General features: G+C 67.6%; 16 protein-coding genes and 1 tRNA gene. 12 read left to right on the forward strand and 5 right to left on the reverse strand.

The features are described 5' to 3' along the window. Positions 1 to 163 precede the first annotated feature (163 nt). The 6 genes from lolA (at position 164) to AC1RAD_RS26750 (ending at position 6073) form a co-directional block, all read left to right on the forward strand. Positions 164 to 805 carry an outer membrane lipoprotein periplasmic chaperone LolA gene (lolA, locus tag AC1RAD_RS26725; protein ID WP_159275543.1) on the forward strand — a complete coding sequence of 214 codons (642 nt, stop codon included), beginning with the start codon at positions 164 to 166 and terminating at the stop codon, positions 803 to 805. Positions 806 to 831: 26 nt separating this feature from the next. Further along, the gene (locus tag AC1RAD_RS26730; RefSeq protein ID WP_062481021.1) at positions 832 to 2124 is read left to right on the forward strand and encodes a replication-associated recombination protein A; all 1293 of its coding nucleotides are present in this window, start codon (positions 832 to 834) and stop codon (positions 2122 to 2124) included. A gap of 228 nt (positions 2125 to 2352) precedes the next feature. Next, positions 2353 to 3282 (forward strand): branched-chain amino acid ABC transporter permease, encoded by a 930-nt coding sequence (locus AC1RAD_RS26735; RefSeq protein WP_062481019.1) that lies wholly within the window; start codon positions 2353 to 2355, stop codon positions 3280 to 3282. Between the two features lie 13 nt (positions 3283 to 3295). Further along, on the forward strand, positions 3296 to 4504 hold the full coding sequence (locus AC1RAD_RS26740) for a branched-chain amino acid ABC transporter permease (RefSeq protein ID WP_062481017.1): 1209 nt from the start codon (positions 3296 to 3298) through the stop codon (positions 4502 to 4504). 17 nt (positions 4505 to 4521) lie between these two features. Beyond that, the gene (locus tag AC1RAD_RS26745; protein ID WP_056572293.1) at positions 4522 to 5295 is read left to right on the forward strand and encodes an ABC transporter ATP-binding protein; all 774 of its coding nucleotides are present in this window, start codon (positions 4522 to 4524) and stop codon (positions 5293 to 5295) included. Position 5296: 1 nt separating this feature from the next. Next, positions 5297 to 6073, forward strand: coding sequence for an ABC transporter ATP-binding protein (locus AC1RAD_RS26750; RefSeq protein ID WP_492738073.1), 777 nt, complete (start codon positions 5297 to 5299; stop codon positions 6071 to 6073). Positions 6074 to 6137: 64 nt separating this feature from the next. On the opposite strand, the gene AC1RAD_RS26755 is transcribed toward AC1RAD_RS26750, so the two are convergent. Beyond that, positions 6138 to 6596, reverse strand: a complete 459-nt coding sequence (locus tag AC1RAD_RS26755) for a (2Fe-2S)-binding protein (RefSeq protein WP_492738075.1) — start codon at positions 6594 to 6596, stop codon at positions 6138 to 6140. Between the two features lie 11 nt (positions 6597 to 6607). Further along, positions 6608 to 8803, reverse strand: a complete 2196-nt coding sequence (locus AC1RAD_RS26760; RefSeq protein WP_492738076.1) for a xanthine dehydrogenase family protein molybdopterin-binding subunit — start codon at positions 8801 to 8803, stop codon at positions 6608 to 6610. Between the two features lie 155 nt (positions 8804 to 8958). Between AC1RAD_RS26760 and AC1RAD_RS26765 the strand changes: the two genes are divergently transcribed. Beyond that, the gene (locus AC1RAD_RS26765; protein ID WP_095746547.1) at positions 8959 to 9735 is read left to right on the forward strand and encodes a Crp/Fnr family transcriptional regulator; all 777 of its coding nucleotides are present in this window, start codon (positions 8959 to 8961) and stop codon (positions 9733 to 9735) included. Here AC1RAD_RS26765 and AC1RAD_RS26770 read toward each other — a convergent pair. After that, positions 9707 to 10684, reverse strand: coding sequence for a Bug family tripartite tricarboxylate transporter substrate binding protein (locus AC1RAD_RS26770; RefSeq protein ID WP_492738078.1), 978 nt, complete (start codon positions 10682 to 10684; stop codon positions 9707 to 9709). The two genes, AC1RAD_RS26765 and AC1RAD_RS26770, sit on opposite strands and share 29 nt — an antisense overlap. A gap of 37 nt (positions 10685 to 10721) precedes the next feature. Further along, entirely contained in the window at positions 10722 to 11786 is a 1065-nt protein-coding gene (locus AC1RAD_RS26775) for a CDP-6-deoxy-delta-3,4-glucoseen reductase (protein ID WP_062482994.1), read from the reverse strand. Between the two features lie 74 nt (positions 11787 to 11860). Between AC1RAD_RS26775 and AC1RAD_RS26780 the strand changes: the two genes are divergently transcribed. From AC1RAD_RS26780 to AC1RAD_RS26795, 4 genes are all read left to right on the forward strand, one after another. Beyond that, positions 11861 to 12796 (forward strand): SDR family oxidoreductase, encoded by a 936-nt coding sequence (locus tag AC1RAD_RS26780; protein ID WP_492738080.1) that lies wholly within the window; start codon positions 11861 to 11863, stop codon positions 12794 to 12796. A gap of 13 nt (positions 12797 to 12809) precedes the next feature. Then, positions 12810 to 13223 carry a RidA family protein gene (locus AC1RAD_RS26785; protein ID WP_492738082.1) on the forward strand — a complete coding sequence of 138 codons (414 nt, stop codon included), beginning with the start codon at positions 12810 to 12812 and terminating at the stop codon, positions 13221 to 13223. A gap of 131 nt (positions 13224 to 13354) precedes the next feature. Next, entirely contained in the window at positions 13355 to 13735 is a 381-nt protein-coding gene (locus tag AC1RAD_RS26790) for a hypothetical protein (protein ID WP_095746542.1), read from the forward strand. A 189-nt stretch (positions 13736 to 13924) separates the two neighbouring features. Continuing rightward, positions 13925 to 14374 carry a hypothetical protein gene (locus tag AC1RAD_RS26795; protein ID WP_492738084.1) on the forward strand — a complete coding sequence of 150 codons (450 nt, stop codon included), beginning with the start codon at positions 13925 to 13927 and terminating at the stop codon, positions 14372 to 14374. Between the two features lie 103 nt (positions 14375 to 14477). Here AC1RAD_RS26795 and AC1RAD_RS26800 read toward each other — a convergent pair. Next, positions 14478 to 14562 (reverse strand) — tRNA-Leu (locus AC1RAD_RS26800). 41 nt (positions 14563 to 14603) lie between these two features. Between AC1RAD_RS26800 and cysM the strand changes: the two genes are divergently transcribed. Continuing rightward, positions 14604 to 15506, forward strand: coding sequence for a cysteine synthase CysM (gene cysM, locus AC1RAD_RS26805; RefSeq protein WP_095746540.1), 903 nt, complete (start codon positions 14604 to 14606; stop codon positions 15504 to 15506). The last annotated feature ends 112 nt before the right edge of the window (positions 15507 to 15618 follow it).

The raw sequence follows: 15618 nt of genomic DNA on the forward strand, positions 1-15618 counted from the left end.
ACGACCCCCATCACCACCGCGCCAGGACTGGTTACGTGCTGAGAGGCAATTTGCAAACGCGCACCGGCGCTGCTGCAAATCTTCATGAAAGCCTACAGAAGCCGGCACCTGCGGCGGGTAGTGTCGATGGGCATCGCAGCAACGTTTTTCCGAGGAACCTCCCATGAAGAAAACCCGCCTCTGGCTGTTGGCCGGCCTGATCTGCACGGTGGCCGGCAGTGCCTGGGCCGACGGGCTCGAAAGCCTCGAAGCCTTCGTGAAGACGGTCAAGTCCGGCCGCGCCGAGTTCACCCAGACCGTGACGGCCCCGCCGCGCGAGGGCCAGCCGGGGCGCGTGAAGACCTCGACCGGCACCTTCGAATTCCATCGCCCCGGCAAATTCAAGTTCGACTATCGCAAGCCCTTTGCCCAGAGCATCGTGGCTGACGGCAAGACGCTGTGGCTCTACGACGCCGACCTGAACCAGGTCACGCAGCGCACCCAGGCCCAGGCGCTGGGTTCGACGCCCGCCGCGCTGATTGCCTCCGCCGCCGACCTGCGCGCCCTGCAGGCCGACTTCGCGCTGGAAGCCGCGCCCGAGCGCGACGGCCTGCAGTGGGTCAAGGCCACGCCGAAGAACAAGGACGGCCAGCTGCAGAGCGTGATGGTCGGCTTCCAGGGTGACGCGCTCGCAGCCCTCGAGATCCTGGACAGCTTCGGCCAGCGCTCGGTGCTCAAGTTCAGCAAGGTGGAAGTGAACCCTGCCTTGCCCGCCAGCACCTTCGAGTTCAAGGCGCCCGCGGGCGCCGACGTGCTCAAGCAGTAATCACCCACAGCAGGACAGTCCCCGGTTTGGCCCCGCGCACCCACCAGCCCCTCGCCGAGCGCCTGCGTCCCAAGACGCTCGGCGAAGTGATCGGCCAGCAGCACCTGCTCGGTCCGGGCATGTCGCTGCGCATCGCCTTCGAGTCGGGTCAGCCGCACTCCTGCATCCTCTGGGGCCCGCCGGGCACCGGCAAGACGACCATCGCGCGGCTCATGGCCGACGCCTTCGACGCGCAGTTCCTGAGCATCAGCGCGGTGCTGGGCGGCGTGAAGGACATCCGCGAGGCGGTCGAGCAGGCCACGGCCGCGCGCGACGGGCTCACGCAGCAGCGCACCATCGTCTTCGTCGACGAGGTGCACCGCTTCAACAAGAGCCAGCAGGACGCGTTCCTGCCGCACGTCGAGTCGGGCCTGTTCACGTTCATCGGCGCGACCACCGAGAACCCGTCGTTCGAAGTCAATTCGGCCTTGCTGTCGCGGGCGGCGGTGTACGTGCTGCAGTCGCTCAACGAAGGCGACCTGAAGCAGATCGTTGCCAAGGCGCAATCGATCCAGGCGGTTCCGGCCATCGACGAGGCGGCCATCGACCGCCTGGTCGCCTACGCGGACGGCGACGCACGCCGCCTGCTCAACACGCTCGAGACCCTGGCGGTTGCGGCCGGCGCCGAGAAGCTCACGAACATCACCGATGAGTGGCTGCTGCGCGTGCTCGGCGAGCGCATGCGCCGCTACGACAAGGGCGGCGAGCAGTTCTACGACACCATCAGCGCGCTGCACAAATCGGTGCGCGGCAGCGACCCCGACGCCGCACTCTACTGGTTCGTGCGCATGCTCGACGGTGGCGCCGACCCGCGCTACATGGCGCGCCGCCTGGTGCGCATGGCCAGCGAAGACATCGGCCTGGCCGACCCGCGCGCGCTGCGCCTGGCGCTCGATGCGGCCGAGGTCTACGAGCGCCTGGGTACCCCCGAAGGCGAGCTGGCGCTGGCGGAATGCGTGGTCTACCTGGCCATCGCGCCCAAGTCGAACGCGGTCTACAAGGCCTACAACGCGGTGCGCGCGCTGGTGAAGAAAGACAGCACGCGCCCGGTCCCGATGCACCTGCGCAATGCACCGACCAAGCTCATGAAGGAGCTCGACTACGGCAAAGGGTACCGCTACGCGCACGACGAGGAGGGCGGTTTCGCCGCCGGCGAGCGCTACCTGCCCGAGGGCCTGGAAGGCCAGGTGTTCTACGAACCGGTCGAGCGTGGACTCGAAATCCGCATCGCGGAAAAGCTGCGCGAACTGCGTCGCCTCAACACAAATTCAGATCGCTGATACAGGTTTGCGCATCTGCATGACTTCACGCGCATACAGCATGAAGTGAGCGGGTAAACCCCGGTCATCCCGCCCCAAAACAGCGCCGGGGCGTGTCTACAATCCCGCCCACCAAATCTGCCGGCGACACATGTTGGCTGGTTTTTTGCTTGTCAAGCCAGTGGCGCCAAACCGGTGCCTCGGTAGGTGAATGGCACCCGCAAGGTGCAACACATAGGGAATCGCGTTATGGAAATATTGCTGCAGCAGATCATCAACGGTCTGGTTCTCGGCAGCATGTATGCCTTGATAGCCTTGGGCTACACCATGGTGTACGGCATCATCAATCTGATCAATTTTGCGCACGGTGAAGTGCTGATGGTGGGGGCGCTCACAAGCTGGACCATCATCGGGCTCATGAAGGACGGAATGCCCAACACACCGGGCTGGCTGATCCTCTTCGTTGCGCTGATCATTGCCTGCGTCGTCGCGGCAAGCCTCAACTTCGTGATCGAGAAAGTGGCCTACCGGCCGCTGCGCAACAGCCCCAAGCTCGCACCGCTCATCACCGCCATCGGCGTGTCGATCCTGCTGCAGACGCTGGCCATGATCATCTGGAAGCCCACCAACAAGGCGTATCCCAACCTGCTGCCGACCGACCCCATCCACGTGGGCGGCGCCGTGATCTCGCCGACGCAGGTCATGATCCTCAGCGTCACGGCGTTCTCGCTCGTGATCCTGATGTGGCTGGTCAACTACACCAAGCTCGGCCGCGCGATGCGCGCCACCGCCGAGAACCCGCGCGTCGCGGCGCTCATGGGCATCCGGCCCGACATGGTCATCTCGGCCACCTTCATCATTGGCGCCGTGCTCGCGGCCATCGCCGGCGTGATGTACGCCTCCAACTACGGCATCGCGCAACACGCGATGGGCTTCCTGCCCGGCCTGAAGGCCTTCACCGCGGCCGTGTTCGGCGGCATCGGCAACCTGGCCGGCGCGGTGGTCGGCGGCATTCTGCTCGGCCTTATCGAGGCCATCGGCTCCGGCTACATCGGCACCCTCACGGGTGGCGTGCTGGGCAGCAACTACAGCGACATCTTCGCTTTCATCGTGCTGATCGTGATGCTCACGCTGCGGCCTTCGGGTCTGCTCGGCGAGCGCGTGGCGGACCGGGCCTGAGGAGCAGCACACCATGAAGAACAGCAAGAACCTCGCGCTCTACATCCTCGGCGTGGTCGCCGTGCTGGCGCTGCCGATCCTGTTGCAGACCCAGGGCAACGCCTGGGTGCGCATCGCCGACATCGCATTGCTCTACGTGATGCTCGCGCTCGGCCTGAACATCGTGGTCGGCTACGCCGGCCTGCTCGACCTGGGCTACGTGGCCTTCTTTGCGGTCGGCGCGTACCTCTACGCGCTGATGGGTTCGTCGCACCTCTCGGACACCTTTCCGTGGTTCAAGGCGATGTTCCCGAACGGGCTGCACACCTCGCTCTTGATCGTGGTTCCACTCGCGCTGGTGGTGGCCGGGGTGCTCGGCGCGATGCTGGGGGCGCCCACGCTGAAGCTGCGCGGCGACTACCTGGCGATCGTCACGCTCGGCTTCGGTGAAATCATCCGGGTGTTCCTGAACAACCTCGACCAGCCGATCAACATCACCAACGGGCCGAAGGGCATCACGGCGATCGACTCCATCAAGTTCTGGGGTCTCGACCTGGGCAAGGCGTGGAAGTTCGACGGCTTCACGATCTCCTCGGTCACGCTGTACTACTACCTGTTCCTGGCGCTGGTGGTGGCCACCATCATCATCTCGCACCGCCTGCAGATCTCGCGCATCGGCCGCGCCTGGATGGCCATCCGCGAAGACGAAATCGCTGCCAAGGCGATGGGCATCAACACCCGCAACATGAAGCTGCTGGCCTTCGGCATGGGCGCCAGCTTCGGCGGCGTGTCGGGCGCGATGTTCGCGGCCTTCCAGGGCTTCGTGTCGCCCGAGTCCTTCAGCCTGATGGAGTCGGTGATGATCGTCGCCATGGTCGTGCTCGGCGGCCTCGGGCACCTGCCCGGCGTCATCCTGGGTGCCGTGCTGCTGGCCGCGCTGCCCGAAGTGCTGCGCTACGTGGCCGGCCCGCTGCAGGCGATGACCGACGGCCGCCTCGACGCGTCCATCCTGCGCCAGCTGTTCATCGCGCTGGCCATGATCGTCATCATGCTGATGCGCCCGCGCGGCCTGTGGCCGTCGCCCGAACACGGCAAGACGCTGACGAAGAAGAACGGCGCGCCCGTCGACCCGACCCATGCGGCCGTGGCGCCCGGAACGCTGCAGACCCATGCACCGGGCATCGACAGCCCCGCTGACGAAGTGCCGGGTGCGGCATCGCGTCCCATGTCCATCAATCCGTGAGCCAAGGACACACAGACATGACGACAGACACCATCCTCGACGTTCGCGGCATCTCCAAGCGCTTCGGCGGGCTGCAGGCCCTCTCGGACGTGGGCATCACCATCAAGCGCGGCCAGGTCTACGGCCTGATCGGGCCCAACGGCGCCGGCAAGACGACCTTCTTCAACGTGATCACCGGGCTGTACACGCCCGACAGCGGCACCTTCGAACTGGCCGGCAAGCCCTACCAGCCGACGGCCGTGCACGAAGTGGCCAAGGCCGGCATCGCGCGCACCTTCCAGAACATCCGCCTCTTCGCCGAAATGACGGCACTGGAGAACGTGATGGTCGGGCGCCACATCCGCACGCACTCGGGTGTGTTCGGCGCCATGCTGCGCACCAAGGGCTTCAAGGCCGAAGAGGCCGCCATCGCCAAGCGCGCGCAGGAACTGCTCGACTACGTGGGCATCGGCAAGTTCGCCGACTACAAGGCGCGCACGCTGAGCTACGGCGACCAGCGCCGCCTCGAGATCGCGCGCGCCCTGGCCACCGATCCCCAGCTCATCGCGCTGGACGAACCGGCCGCCGGCATGAACTCGACCGAGAAGGTCCTGCTGCGCGAGCTCATCGACCGCATCCGCAAGGACAACCGCACGATCCTGATCATCGAACACGACGTGAAGCTCATCATGGGCCTGTGCGACCGCGTCACCGTGCTCGACTACGGCAAGCAGATTGCCGAGGGCAACCCGGTCGAGGTACAGAAGAACGAAAAGGTGATCGAGGCCTACCTCGGCACCGGAGGACACTGAGATGAGCACCGCAGAAGCAACGATGGCAACCGCGACGGCACCGGCCGCCACCACCAAGGCAGCGGGCAAGAACCTGCTCAAGGTCCGCGGCCTGAAGGTCGGCTACGGCGGCATCCAGGCCGTGAAGGGCGTGGACTTCGACGTGTTCGAGGGCGAGCTGGTCTCGCTCATCGGCTCCAACGGCGCCGGCAAGACCACCACCATGAAGGCCATCACCGGCACGCTGCCGGCCGGCGCGGGCGACATCGAGTTCCTGGGCCGCAGCATCAAGGGCCGCGGCGCCTGGGACCTGGTAGGCGAGGGCCTCGTGATGGTGCCCGAGGGCCGCGGCGTGTTCACGCGCATGACGATCACCGAGAACCTGCAGATCGGCGCCTACATCCGCAACGACAAGGCCGAGATCGCCAGCGACATGGAGCGCGTGTTCGTGACCTTCCCGCGCCTGCGCGAGCGCAAGGACCAGCTGGCCGGCACGATGTCGGGCGGCGAACAGCAGATGCTGGCCATGGGCCGTGCGCTCATGGCGCGTCCGAAGGTGCTGCTGCTCGACGAGCCCACCATGGGCCTGTCGCCGATCATGTGCGACAAGATCTTCGAGGTGGTGCAGACCGTAGCCGCGCAAGGCGTCACGATCCTGCTGGTCGAGCAGAACGCCAACCGTGCGCTGCAACTGGCCGACCGTGGCTACGTCATGGAGTCGGGCCTCATCACGATGAACGGCGACGCCAAGGAACTGCTGCGCGACCCGCGCGTGCGCGCCGCCTACCTCGGCGAGTAAGCACCGCCAGCGCCAACCGGCCAGCACCGCAGAGCGCGGTGGCTGGCCGTTTTTCCGTCTGTCCCTATCCCATCATCGCGGCGGCGGCCTTGATCGCCTCGCGGATGCGGCCGTAGGTGCCGCAGCGGCACACGTTCTCGATGGCATCGATGTCGGCATCGGTCGGATTGCGGGTGCGCCGCAGCAGGTCGACCGCCGCCATGATCTGCCCCGGCTGGCAGAAGCCGCACTGCGGCACGTCCAGGTTCATCCAGGCCTGCTGCACCGGGTGCAGCGTGTTGCCGTTGGCCAGGCCCTCGATGGTTGTCACCTGGCGGCCGCGCACGTCGGACACGCGCACCGAGCAGGTCGTCACGGCCTTGCCGTCGACGTGGCAGGTGCAGGCCTTGCAGACGTTGATGCCGCAGCCGTACTTCGGGCCAGTGATGCCGAGCTTGTCACGCAGCACCCACAGCAGCGCCAGGTCGTCGGGCGCCTCGACGTCGACGTTCTGGCCGTTCACCTTGAAAGATTGCACAGGCATGGTGGGTCTCCTCAGGCGGGGATCGGAACGTTGACGGGCGTGGGCAGCTTGCCCGGCGGGATCGGCGTGAAGTCGACCGGAAAGTTCAGCGGGAAGCTGCGCGGCTTGATGCCGGTGGCGCGCCCATAAGCGTTGGCGATCGCGCCCGAGCTCGCCGACAGGCCGACCTCGCCCAGGCCGCCGATGGCCTCGCCATTGGCTGGCATGATGATGATCTTCACGTCCTTCGGGTAGTGCTTCATGCGCGAGAAGTGGTACTGCGAGTAGCTGCCTTCCAGCGGCAGGCCGTTCTGGATGTGCAGCCCCGCCGACAGCACGAGTGCGATCGACTCGCACAGGCCGCCCTGCAGTTGCGCCTCGATGCCCGAGGGGTTGATCGGCGTGCCGACATCGATGGCGATGGTCGCGCGCACCACGCGGGCCTGCGCCGGCACGCGCGCGTCGATCTCGACGATGCAGGCCGTGAAGGACTTCGACTCCTGGTGCACGGCCACGCCCTGCGCAAAGCCCGCCGGCATCGCCTTGCCCCACTGCGCGGCCTCCGCCACGGCCTTCAGCACCGCGCGGGCGCGCGGCAGGCGCAGGTACTCGAGCCGGAAGGCGATCGGGTCCTTGCGCGCCGCACGGGCCATCTCGTCGACCAGGATCTCTTCCACCAGCCGCGCGGGCTGGATGTGCACCGAGCGGTAGGAGCAGGTGTTCATGTCCATCGGCACCGGCGTCAGCAGCTTGGTCGTGACGCCGAAGTTGTACGGCGAGGTCACCATGGTCTTGAACATCACCTGCTCGATCGCGAAGTTGCCCACCGTCTGCGGGAAGGCGTTGGGCAGCGCGATGGCGGCGGCCTCGAGCATGTTGCCGAAGCCGTGGCGCGTGTCCAGGCGCACGCTGGCGATGCGCTGCTCGAAGGCGATGACCTGGCCCAGCAGCATCGTGGCGCGCGCCTTCTGGTAGATCGGCGGGCGGATGCGCGTGTGGCGCATGTCGTCGGTGCGGTGGTACATCAGGCGGCAGGGGCGCCCCAGCGCCTTCGACACCTGGATCGCCTGCAGCACCGGGTCCCAGAACAGGCGCCGCCCGAAGGAGCCGCCCGAGGGCACCGCATGCACGACGACCTTGTTCAGCGGCAGGCCCAGCTCGGCGGCCACCGCCTGCTGGGTGACGATGGGGCTCTGCAGCCCGGCCCAGATCTCGGCGCGATCCGCTCGCACGTCGGCAATCGCACATTCGACTTCCATCGGGCAGTGCGCGGCCGGCGCGAACTCGAACTCGGCCTCGACCGTCAGCGCGCCCAGCGGCGGCAGCGCAAAGGGCAGCAGCGACGACTTCAGCTTGCGCATGATGGTGGCGTTCGACTCGCCGTCGAGCGGGCCGGCGGCCCAGGTCACGTCGAGCGCGTTCACCGCGGCCCAGGCCTGGCCGAAGGTCTCGGCCATCACCGCCACGCCGGGCGGCGTCGGCGTGATGCCGTTGGTGGCGGGAATCGGCACCACGCCGATCACGCCCGGCATGCCCATCACCGTGTTCAGGTTGTTGATGCCGACGAACTTGCCGTTGATGGTCGGCGGGCGTCGCACCATCGTCGGCTTGGCGCCGGGCACCGCCTGATCGAGCGTGAACTTCTTGCGCCCGGTGACGATGTCCAGCGCATCGAGCCGCGTCACGCGCTGGCCGACCACCGAGGGCGTCGAACCCGAGAGCAGGCCGCCGAGGCCGCCCAGCATTGGCATGCCGGCGTGCATCGAGCGCACGCTCGACGAGCCGCCCGTGAGCTGGTTCCAGATCAGCTCGGGGCTCGCATCGGCCGAGGTGACCTCGATGGCGCTCAGCGGCAGGCGCAGCTTGTCGGCCAGCATCATCGCGCTGGCCGTGGCGATGCCCTGGCCCACTTCGAGGCGCGGCAGCGCCAGGCGCACGCGGCCGTCGCCGGTGTTCGTCACCTTCACCAGCGGCATGGTCGGCAGCGACGTCAGCGTGACCGCGTCGCCGATGTCGATCAGGTCGGTGGTGTCGGGCGGGGTCATGGGCAGCAGCGCGGCCACCGCGGAGGCGGGCGCCGTGAGGGCGCCGAGCCCCGCGATGCCGGCCGCCGCCGATGCCAGCGGCGCGGCCGTGGCGTAGCCGAGCACGTCGCGTCGGCGCAGGCCGTGCGCATCCCCGCCGTCCGGCCCGCGCGCGGGGCGCGGGTCCTTGTTCGAACGCTTCATCGTTGTCTCCTTGTTGTTTGGCGAACGCGGATGACTGTGGCACCATCGCCGCGCCGAAGATGTCGTTGCAACGACATTTCTTACGGACCCCGCCGACCGGCGCCTGCGACGGATCGGCCGATGCGATGTCACGAGGGACGACAGCAGGAGGCGCGATGTCGAACGCGTTGGAGAACATGCTTCGCGAGAGCCTGTGGGCGCGCGCGCTCACGGACGACGAACTCGACCGCGTCGTCCAGGAGTCGCACGAGCGCGTGGTGCCGGCCGGCGGCTTCGTCGTGCGGCGCGGCGAGCCGGCCGATCACTGGATCGGCGTGATCGACGGCCTCATGAAGATGTCGGTGTCGCTGCCCGACGGCCGCGTGTCCACCTTCACCGGCGTGACCGCCGGCGGCTGGGGTGGCGAAGGCTCGCTGCTCACCCCCGGATGCTGGCGCTACGACGGCGTGGCGCTGCGGCCCACGCGCGTGGCCTGCGTGCCGCGGCACAGCTTCGAGCGGCTGATGTCCACCAGCATCGACTTCAATCGGTTTCTGTTGTTACACATCAATGCGCGACTGAGCCTGTTCATCGGCCTCATGGAATTCGATCGGTTGCTCGGCCCCGACGCGCGCGTGGCGCGTTGCCTGGCCAGCCTGTTCGACCCCATCCTCTATCCGCGTGCCACCCGCTTCGTGCGGCTGAGCCAGGACGAGATCGGCCTCTTGTCGGCGGTGTCGCGCCAGCGTGCCAACCGCGCGCTGCATGCGCTGCAGCGCGACGGCCTGTTGCGTATCGAGCACGGGGGTGTGGAAGTGCTCGACCTCGCAGGCCTGCGCACCTACCAGAGCGGGGCGGCCGAAGCGGCGGCGGCCGTGGCTGCGGCCACCGACACGCAGGCCGCAGCGCCCCTGGACGACCTCGTCAGTCCACCTTCGCCCCGGTGGCCTTGACCACCTTCTCGTACTTGGCGAGTTCGCTCTTCATGAAGCTGCCGAACTGCTCGGACGAGTTGCCGACCGGCTCGGCCAGCATCGAGGCGAAGCGGGTCTTCGTTTCCGGCGCGTTCAGCGCGGCGACGAAGGCTTGATTCAGCTTCGCGACCACCTCGGGCGGCGTGCCGGCCGGCGCGACCAGGCCCCACCAGGTGTCGATCGAGAAGCCCTTGAGCGTGTCGGCCACGGGCGGCACGTCGGGCAGGGCGCTGCTGCGCTTGAGCGTCGTGACCGCGATCGCCTTCAGCTTGCCCGAGCGGATGTTCGGCGCGGCCGTGGCGAGGTTGTCGAAGTTGAAGTCGACCTGGCCCGACAGCAGCGCGAGCTGCGCCGGGTTCCCGCCGTTGTACGGAATGTGTACCGCGAAGATGCCCGCTTCCTTCTTGAACAGCTCGCCCGCCAGGTGGCCGGCGCTGCCGTTGCCGCCGCTGGCGTAGTTGAGCTTGGCCGGGTTGGCCTTGGCGTAGCGGATCAGGTCGGCCAGCGTGCGGATGTTCAGGCGGTTGGCCGTCTCGGCGTTCATCACCAGCACGTTGGGCACGCGCACCATCTGCGTGATCGGCGCGAAGTCGGTCGCGGCGTTGAACGGCATCTTGCTGTACAGCCACGGGTTCACCGCGTTCGTGGCCGTGGCCGCGATGCCGATCGTGAGGCCGTCCGCCGGCGCCTTGGCGACGAAGTCGGCGCCGATGTTGCCGCCCGCGCCGGGCTTGTTGTCGATGATGACGGGGCCGCCCAGCGTGTCTTTCACCTGCTCGGCCAGGATGCGCGCCGTGTTGTCGATCGGGCCGCCGGCCGCGTAGGGGACGACGAGGCGGATCGGGCGGTGTTGTTGTGCGACCGCGTGGCTGGCGGCAAGCACCGTGGCGCCGGCGATCAGGGTCAGGAGGAAGTGTCTCGTCTTCATGTTGTTCTGCGCAAAGGAAAAAGGGGAACGCGAAGGCTCAGGGCAGGGCCTTGTCGGCTTCGGTGGTGAAGGCGTCGGCGAAGAATTCTTCTTCGGGCAGGCCCGCGAGCGCCACGTAGTCGCGCTTGGCCGAGTCGACCACGATCGGCGCGCCGCAGGCATACACCTGGTGGCCCGACAGGTCCGTGAAGTCTTCCAGCACCGCCTGGTGGACGAAGCCGGTGCGGCCGGTCCAGTTGTCTTCCGGCGTGGCGTTCGACACCACAGGCACGTAGCGCAGGTTCGGCATCGCGGCCAGCTGCTCGCGCAGCCAGGCGTCCATGTAGAGGTCTTCGGGGCGGCGCCCGCCCCAGTAGATCGCGGCGGGCCGCTCGATGCCCTTGAACTTCATGTGCTCGAGCAGCGCCTTGATGGGCGCGAAGCCCGTGCCCGAGGCCAGCAGGATCATCGGCTTGTCGGAGTCTTCGCGCAGGAAGAAGCTGCCGAACGGGCCTTCGATGCGCAGAATCTCTTTTTCCTTCATCGCGCCGAAGACGTGGTCGGTGAACTTGCCGCCCGGCAGGTGGCGCAGGTGCAGCTCCAGGCCCGTGCCCGGCACGGCCACCGTGTGCGGCGCGTTGGCCATCGAGTAGCTGCGGCGCGCACCGTCGCGCAGGATGAACTCCACGTACTGGCCCGCATAGAACTGCAGCGGCTCGCCGGCCGGCAGCTGCAGGCGCAGCATCATCACGTCGTGCGACTGGCGCGTGAGCGCCATCACGCGCACCGGCATCTTGCGGATCGGCAGCGCGCCGGCCTCGGTGACCTGGCGCGACTCGAGCACCACGTCGCTCGTCGGGTGGGCGCAGCAGGTCAGCACGTAGCCGGCCAGCTGCTCCTCGGCGCTCAGCGCCTTGCTCTGGTGCGGGCCGAGCGTGACCTCGCCCGACAGCTTCTTGCACTTGCAGGAACCGCAGGCGCCGTCCTTGCAGCCGTAGGGGAGGCCGATGCCCTGGCGGATGCCGGCCGCGAGGATGGTTTCGTCGCCCTGGACCACGAAGTGGCGCCCGCTGGGCTCGACGGTGATGGAAAAGCCCGCTTCGTGCGGCGCTGTAGCAGTCATCGGTATTCTTCGGGGGTGAACTTTCCCGGCTGTGTGCGGCCGGGACAACTGAATTGAGACAGGAAACCCGGATTTTGCCTTCAATCAATAGTCCCTCCGGCGCACTGCCGGCCCGGTTCCGGCGCGAGCGCCTGCTGATCGTCGGCTGCGGCGACGTCGGCCAGCGCGTGGCGCGCAACCTGCGCGGGCGCATGCAGCTGGTGGCGCTCACGTCCTCGGCCGACCGCGTCGCGGCGCTGCGCGCGGCCGGCATCCGGCCGCTGGTGGGCAACCTGGACGACAGCGCCACCCTGCGCCGCCTGGCAGGCATCGCCACCCGCGTGGTGCACCTGGCGCCGCCCGCGCGCGAAGGCGGCGCGGCCTGGTGGCGCGACCAGCGCACCGTGTCGCTGGCGCAGGCGCTGCGGCTGCGCTCGCTGCCCTCGGCGCTGGTCTACGGCTCCACCAGCGGCGTGTACGGCGACTGCGGCGGCGCGCGCGTGAGCGAAACGCGCGGCGTGCGCCCCGACACCCCGCGCTCCCACCGGCGCGTCGACGCCGAGCGCGCCGTGCGCTGGTTCGGCCGCAGCACCGGCGTGCGCACCAGCATCCTGCGCATCCCGGGCATCTACGCGCCCGACCGCGAGAACGGCACGCCGCGCGGCCGCCTGGAGCGCGGCACGCCCGTGCTGCGCCGCGAGGACGACGTCTACACCAGCCACATCCACGCCGACGACCTCGCGCGCGCCTGCGTGGCGGCGCTGTTCCGCGGCAAGCCCCAGCGCGTGGTGCACGCGTCCGACGACACCGAGCTGCGCATGGGCGACTACTTCGACCTGGCCGCCGACCTCTACGGCATGCCCCGCCCGCCGCGCGTGGCGCGCGGCGAGGCCGAGCGGCAGTTGCCGCTGCAACTGCTGAGCTTCATGGGCGAATCGCGCCGCCTCGACAACACGCGGCTCAAGCGCGAGCTGCGCGTGCGGCTCGCGCATCCGACGGTGCATACCGGCCTGCAGCCCGCAGAAGCTTGACAGGACGCAACCCGTGAGCAAACAGAGCGTCCGCATCCCCGACGGCCATCCGACCTTCGGCTCGACCGTCGTCTTCGACACCTTCAAGTACGCGCCCGGCGTCAAGGCCGGCGGCCTGCTGTTCGTGGCGGGGCAGGTCGGCCTGCGTGCCGACGGCAGCGTGCCCGTGAGCGCTTCGGAACAGGCCGACTGGGCCTTCCGGCGGCTGGGCGTGGTGCTCGAGAGCGCGGGGCTCGGCTTTGCCGACCTGGTGGAGATCGTGAGCTACCACGTCGATGTCGAGCGCGAACTGGCGAGCTTTCGCGAGGTGAAGGATCGCTACATCACCGAGGATTTTCCGGCATGGACCATCCTTGGCGTGGCGGCGCTGGCGCGGCCGGCGCTGCGGGTGGAGATTCGCGCCGTGGCGGCGTTGAGGGCTGTGTAGGCGGGCTTGCACAGGAGAGAGGGAGTGGCGCTAGCCACCAGCGAAACACAACGAAGGGAAGACGCGACGCGGTGTTGGTTCCGGTGATCTCAAGGGTGTAGTTCGGTTTTTCTTGAGGCCTAATTCGCTCCATGATCTTCATCAAAGCCCGCCTTTCTGCGACTGCCCTCGCCCTTGTTGCTGCCTTCGTGATGGCGCCTGCCGCCAATGCGTCGGACACATACGGTGCAGGTGTCGGCGTCCGTGATGACAGCTGCAGTTTGTGGCTCGCTGCTCGAGCAGCGTCCCCAACTGATCCAAATGCCATTGCGGCGCATCTGATGACTTCCTGGGTTCTGGGCTTTCTGACAGGCTTGAACACAACAACCAACAAGGACGACATGGTCCGACTGCTGTCCGCTGACACGATCAACGCCTATCTGGACAAGGCCTGCAAGGAAGAGCCGGGCACGATGGTCATGTTCCACGCCGTGGCGCTCAGAGGCGCTGTACAGAGGCAAGATCGACGGTGATTCACTCAAGCCGTGGACGGGCAGGGATTGTCGGGGGCGTGGTCCTGCCATATTGGACCGCCAGGACGCAGCCCTGTCAGGCGGCTCGACTGAAGCGGGTGACCGGGGCCGCTCTCACAGATCGGTCCGGGCGTACCATGGCAGGGCAGGTTCCAGATCGAACCGATCGAAGCGAAGCGGACGAAACGAATGCCCCAAACGATTGAAGCGTTGCTTGCCGATCAAGGCGCACAGGCTGTCCTCGCCTACCTGAACGCGCGCGTGCCGCATCGGTACACCGGGATCTACAGGATTCGCGCCGACCTGGTCACGAGCCTCTACCTGCACGACAAGCAAGGCGAGCTGATCCCCGAGAACATCGCCATCGTGCCCTTCGAGGCGAGCATCTGTCCCTTTGTCCTGCGTGACGGATGGTTCCGCACCGACGACTCGAGCGTCGACGAGCGCTTTGCCACGCATCCCGGGCGGGACTACACCATCAGCTACCACGGCGTTCCGCTGTTGAACCCCTCGGGCGCGGTCGCCGGCACCTTGTGCCACTTCAACTTCACGGCCGTGCCGCTGCCGGACGACGAGTTCGAGCTGCTGCACCAGGCCGCCTTGTCGCTGCAGGTGAAGCTCGCCGACGTGCTTGGCTAGGGCGGGGCGATGCCCGGTCTGGAAGGCCCCGAGGCAAAGAAAAACCCGCTGCGCCAGTGAAGCGAGCGGGTTTCTTGATGTGGGGTGAGACGGCGTCGTCTCGTGGTGCCCGGGGCCGGAATCGAACCGGCACACCTTTCGGTGGGGGATTTTGAGTCCCCTGCGTCTACCAATTTCACCACCCGGGCACATCCGGAAGGAAGCCCAAAATTATGGCACAGTGGCTGGCATGAATTATCCGACGATCGAAGACGCCATCGGCAAGACCCCCCTGGTTGCCCTGCAACGCATCCACGCCGCGGAAAACGCCAAGCGCGGCAACGTGATCCTGGGCAAGCTCGAAGGCAACAACCCGGCGGGTTCGGTCAAGGACCGACCGGCGCTGTCGATGATCAAGCGGGCCGAGGAGCGCGGTGAAATCAAGCCCGGCGACACGCTGATCGAGGCCACCTCGGGCAACACCGGCATCGCGCTGGCGATGGCCGCGGCCATCAAGGGCTACCGCATGGTGCTGATCATGCCGGAGGACCTCTCGGTGGAACGCGCCCAGACCATGAAGGCCTTCGGCGCCGAGCTGGTGCTCACGCCCAAGAGCGGCGGCATGGAATACGCGCGCGACCTGGCCGAGCAGATGGTCGCCCAGGGCAAGGGCCGCGTGCTCGACCAGTTCGCCAACCCCGACAACCCGCGCATCCACTACGAGACCACGGGCCCCGAGATCTGGACCGACACGCACGGCAAGATCACCCACTTCGTGAGCGCCATGGGCACCACGGGCACCATCACCGGCGTCTCGCGCTACCTGAAGGAAAAGAACCCGGCGGTGCGCATCGTCGGCGCGCAGCCGGCCGAAGGCTCGCGCATTCCGGGCATCCGCAAGTGGCCGGTCGAGTACCTGCCGAAGATCTACGACCCGAGCCGCGTCGACGAGGAAATCAGCGTGAGCCAGGACGACGCCGAGGAGATGTGCCGGCGCCTGGCGCGCGAAGAGGGCATCTTCGGCGGCATCTCGGCGGCCGGCGCGCTGTGGGCGGCCATCGAGGTGTCGAAGAAGGTCGAGAACGCCACCATCGTGTTCGTGGTCTGCGACCGCGGCGACCGCTACCTGTCGACGGGCGTTTTCCCCGCCTGATCCCTTCACACCGCGGCGGCGCCCACCGGGCGCCGCACGCCCGAGAAAAAGAACAGAGACTTCCCATGCCCCACCCCAAGTTCTGCCAGGCCTGCGCCACCCCGCTCGAATG

Source organism: Variovorax sp. GW823-FHT04B03, from assembly GCF_058796495.1.

What these genes read in the sequence shown, in the direction of transcription:
- lolA (WP_159275543.1), top strand. Translation starts at nt 164, where the DNA reads ATGAAGAAAACCCGCCTCTGGCTGTTGGCCGGCCTGATCTGCACGGTG.
- AC1RAD_RS26795 (WP_492738084.1), top strand. Translation starts at nt 13,925, where the DNA reads ATGCCCCAAACGATTGAAGCGTTGCTTGCCGATCAAGGCGCACAGGCT.
- AC1RAD_RS26760 (WP_492738076.1), bottom strand. Translation starts at nt 8,803, where the DNA reads ATGAAGCGTTCGAACAAGGACCCGCGCCCCGCGCGCGGGCCGGACGGC.
- AC1RAD_RS26765 (WP_095746547.1), top strand. Translation starts at nt 8,959, where the DNA reads ATGTCGAACGCGTTGGAGAACATGCTTCGCGAGAGCCTGTGGGCGCGC.
- AC1RAD_RS26770 (WP_492738078.1), bottom strand. Translation starts at nt 10,684, where the DNA reads ATGAAGACGAGACACTTCCTCCTGACCCTGATCGCCGGCGCCACGGTG.
- AC1RAD_RS26775 (WP_062482994.1), bottom strand. Translation starts at nt 11,786, where the DNA reads ATGACTGCTACAGCGCCGCACGAAGCGGGCTTTTCCATCACCGTCGAG.
- AC1RAD_RS26755 (WP_492738075.1), bottom strand. Translation starts at nt 6,596, where the DNA reads ATGCCTGTGCAATCTTTCAAGGTGAACGGCCAGAACGTCGACGTCGAG.
- AC1RAD_RS26750 (WP_492738073.1), top strand. Translation starts at nt 5,297, where the DNA reads ATGAGCACCGCAGAAGCAACGATGGCAACCGCGACGGCACCGGCCGCC.
- AC1RAD_RS26790 (WP_095746542.1), top strand. Translation starts at nt 13,355, where the DNA reads ATGATCTTCATCAAAGCCCGCCTTTCTGCGACTGCCCTCGCCCTTGTT.
- cysM (WP_095746540.1), top strand. Translation starts at nt 14,604, where the DNA reads ATGAATTATCCGACGATCGAAGACGCCATCGGCAAGACCCCCCTGGTT.
- AC1RAD_RS26740 (WP_062481017.1), top strand. Translation starts at nt 3,296, where the DNA reads ATGAAGAACAGCAAGAACCTCGCGCTCTACATCCTCGGCGTGGTCGCC.
- AC1RAD_RS26745 (WP_056572293.1), top strand. Translation starts at nt 4,522, where the DNA reads ATGACGACAGACACCATCCTCGACGTTCGCGGCATCTCCAAGCGCTTC.
- AC1RAD_RS26735 (WP_062481019.1), top strand. Translation starts at nt 2,353, where the DNA reads ATGGAAATATTGCTGCAGCAGATCATCAACGGTCTGGTTCTCGGCAGC.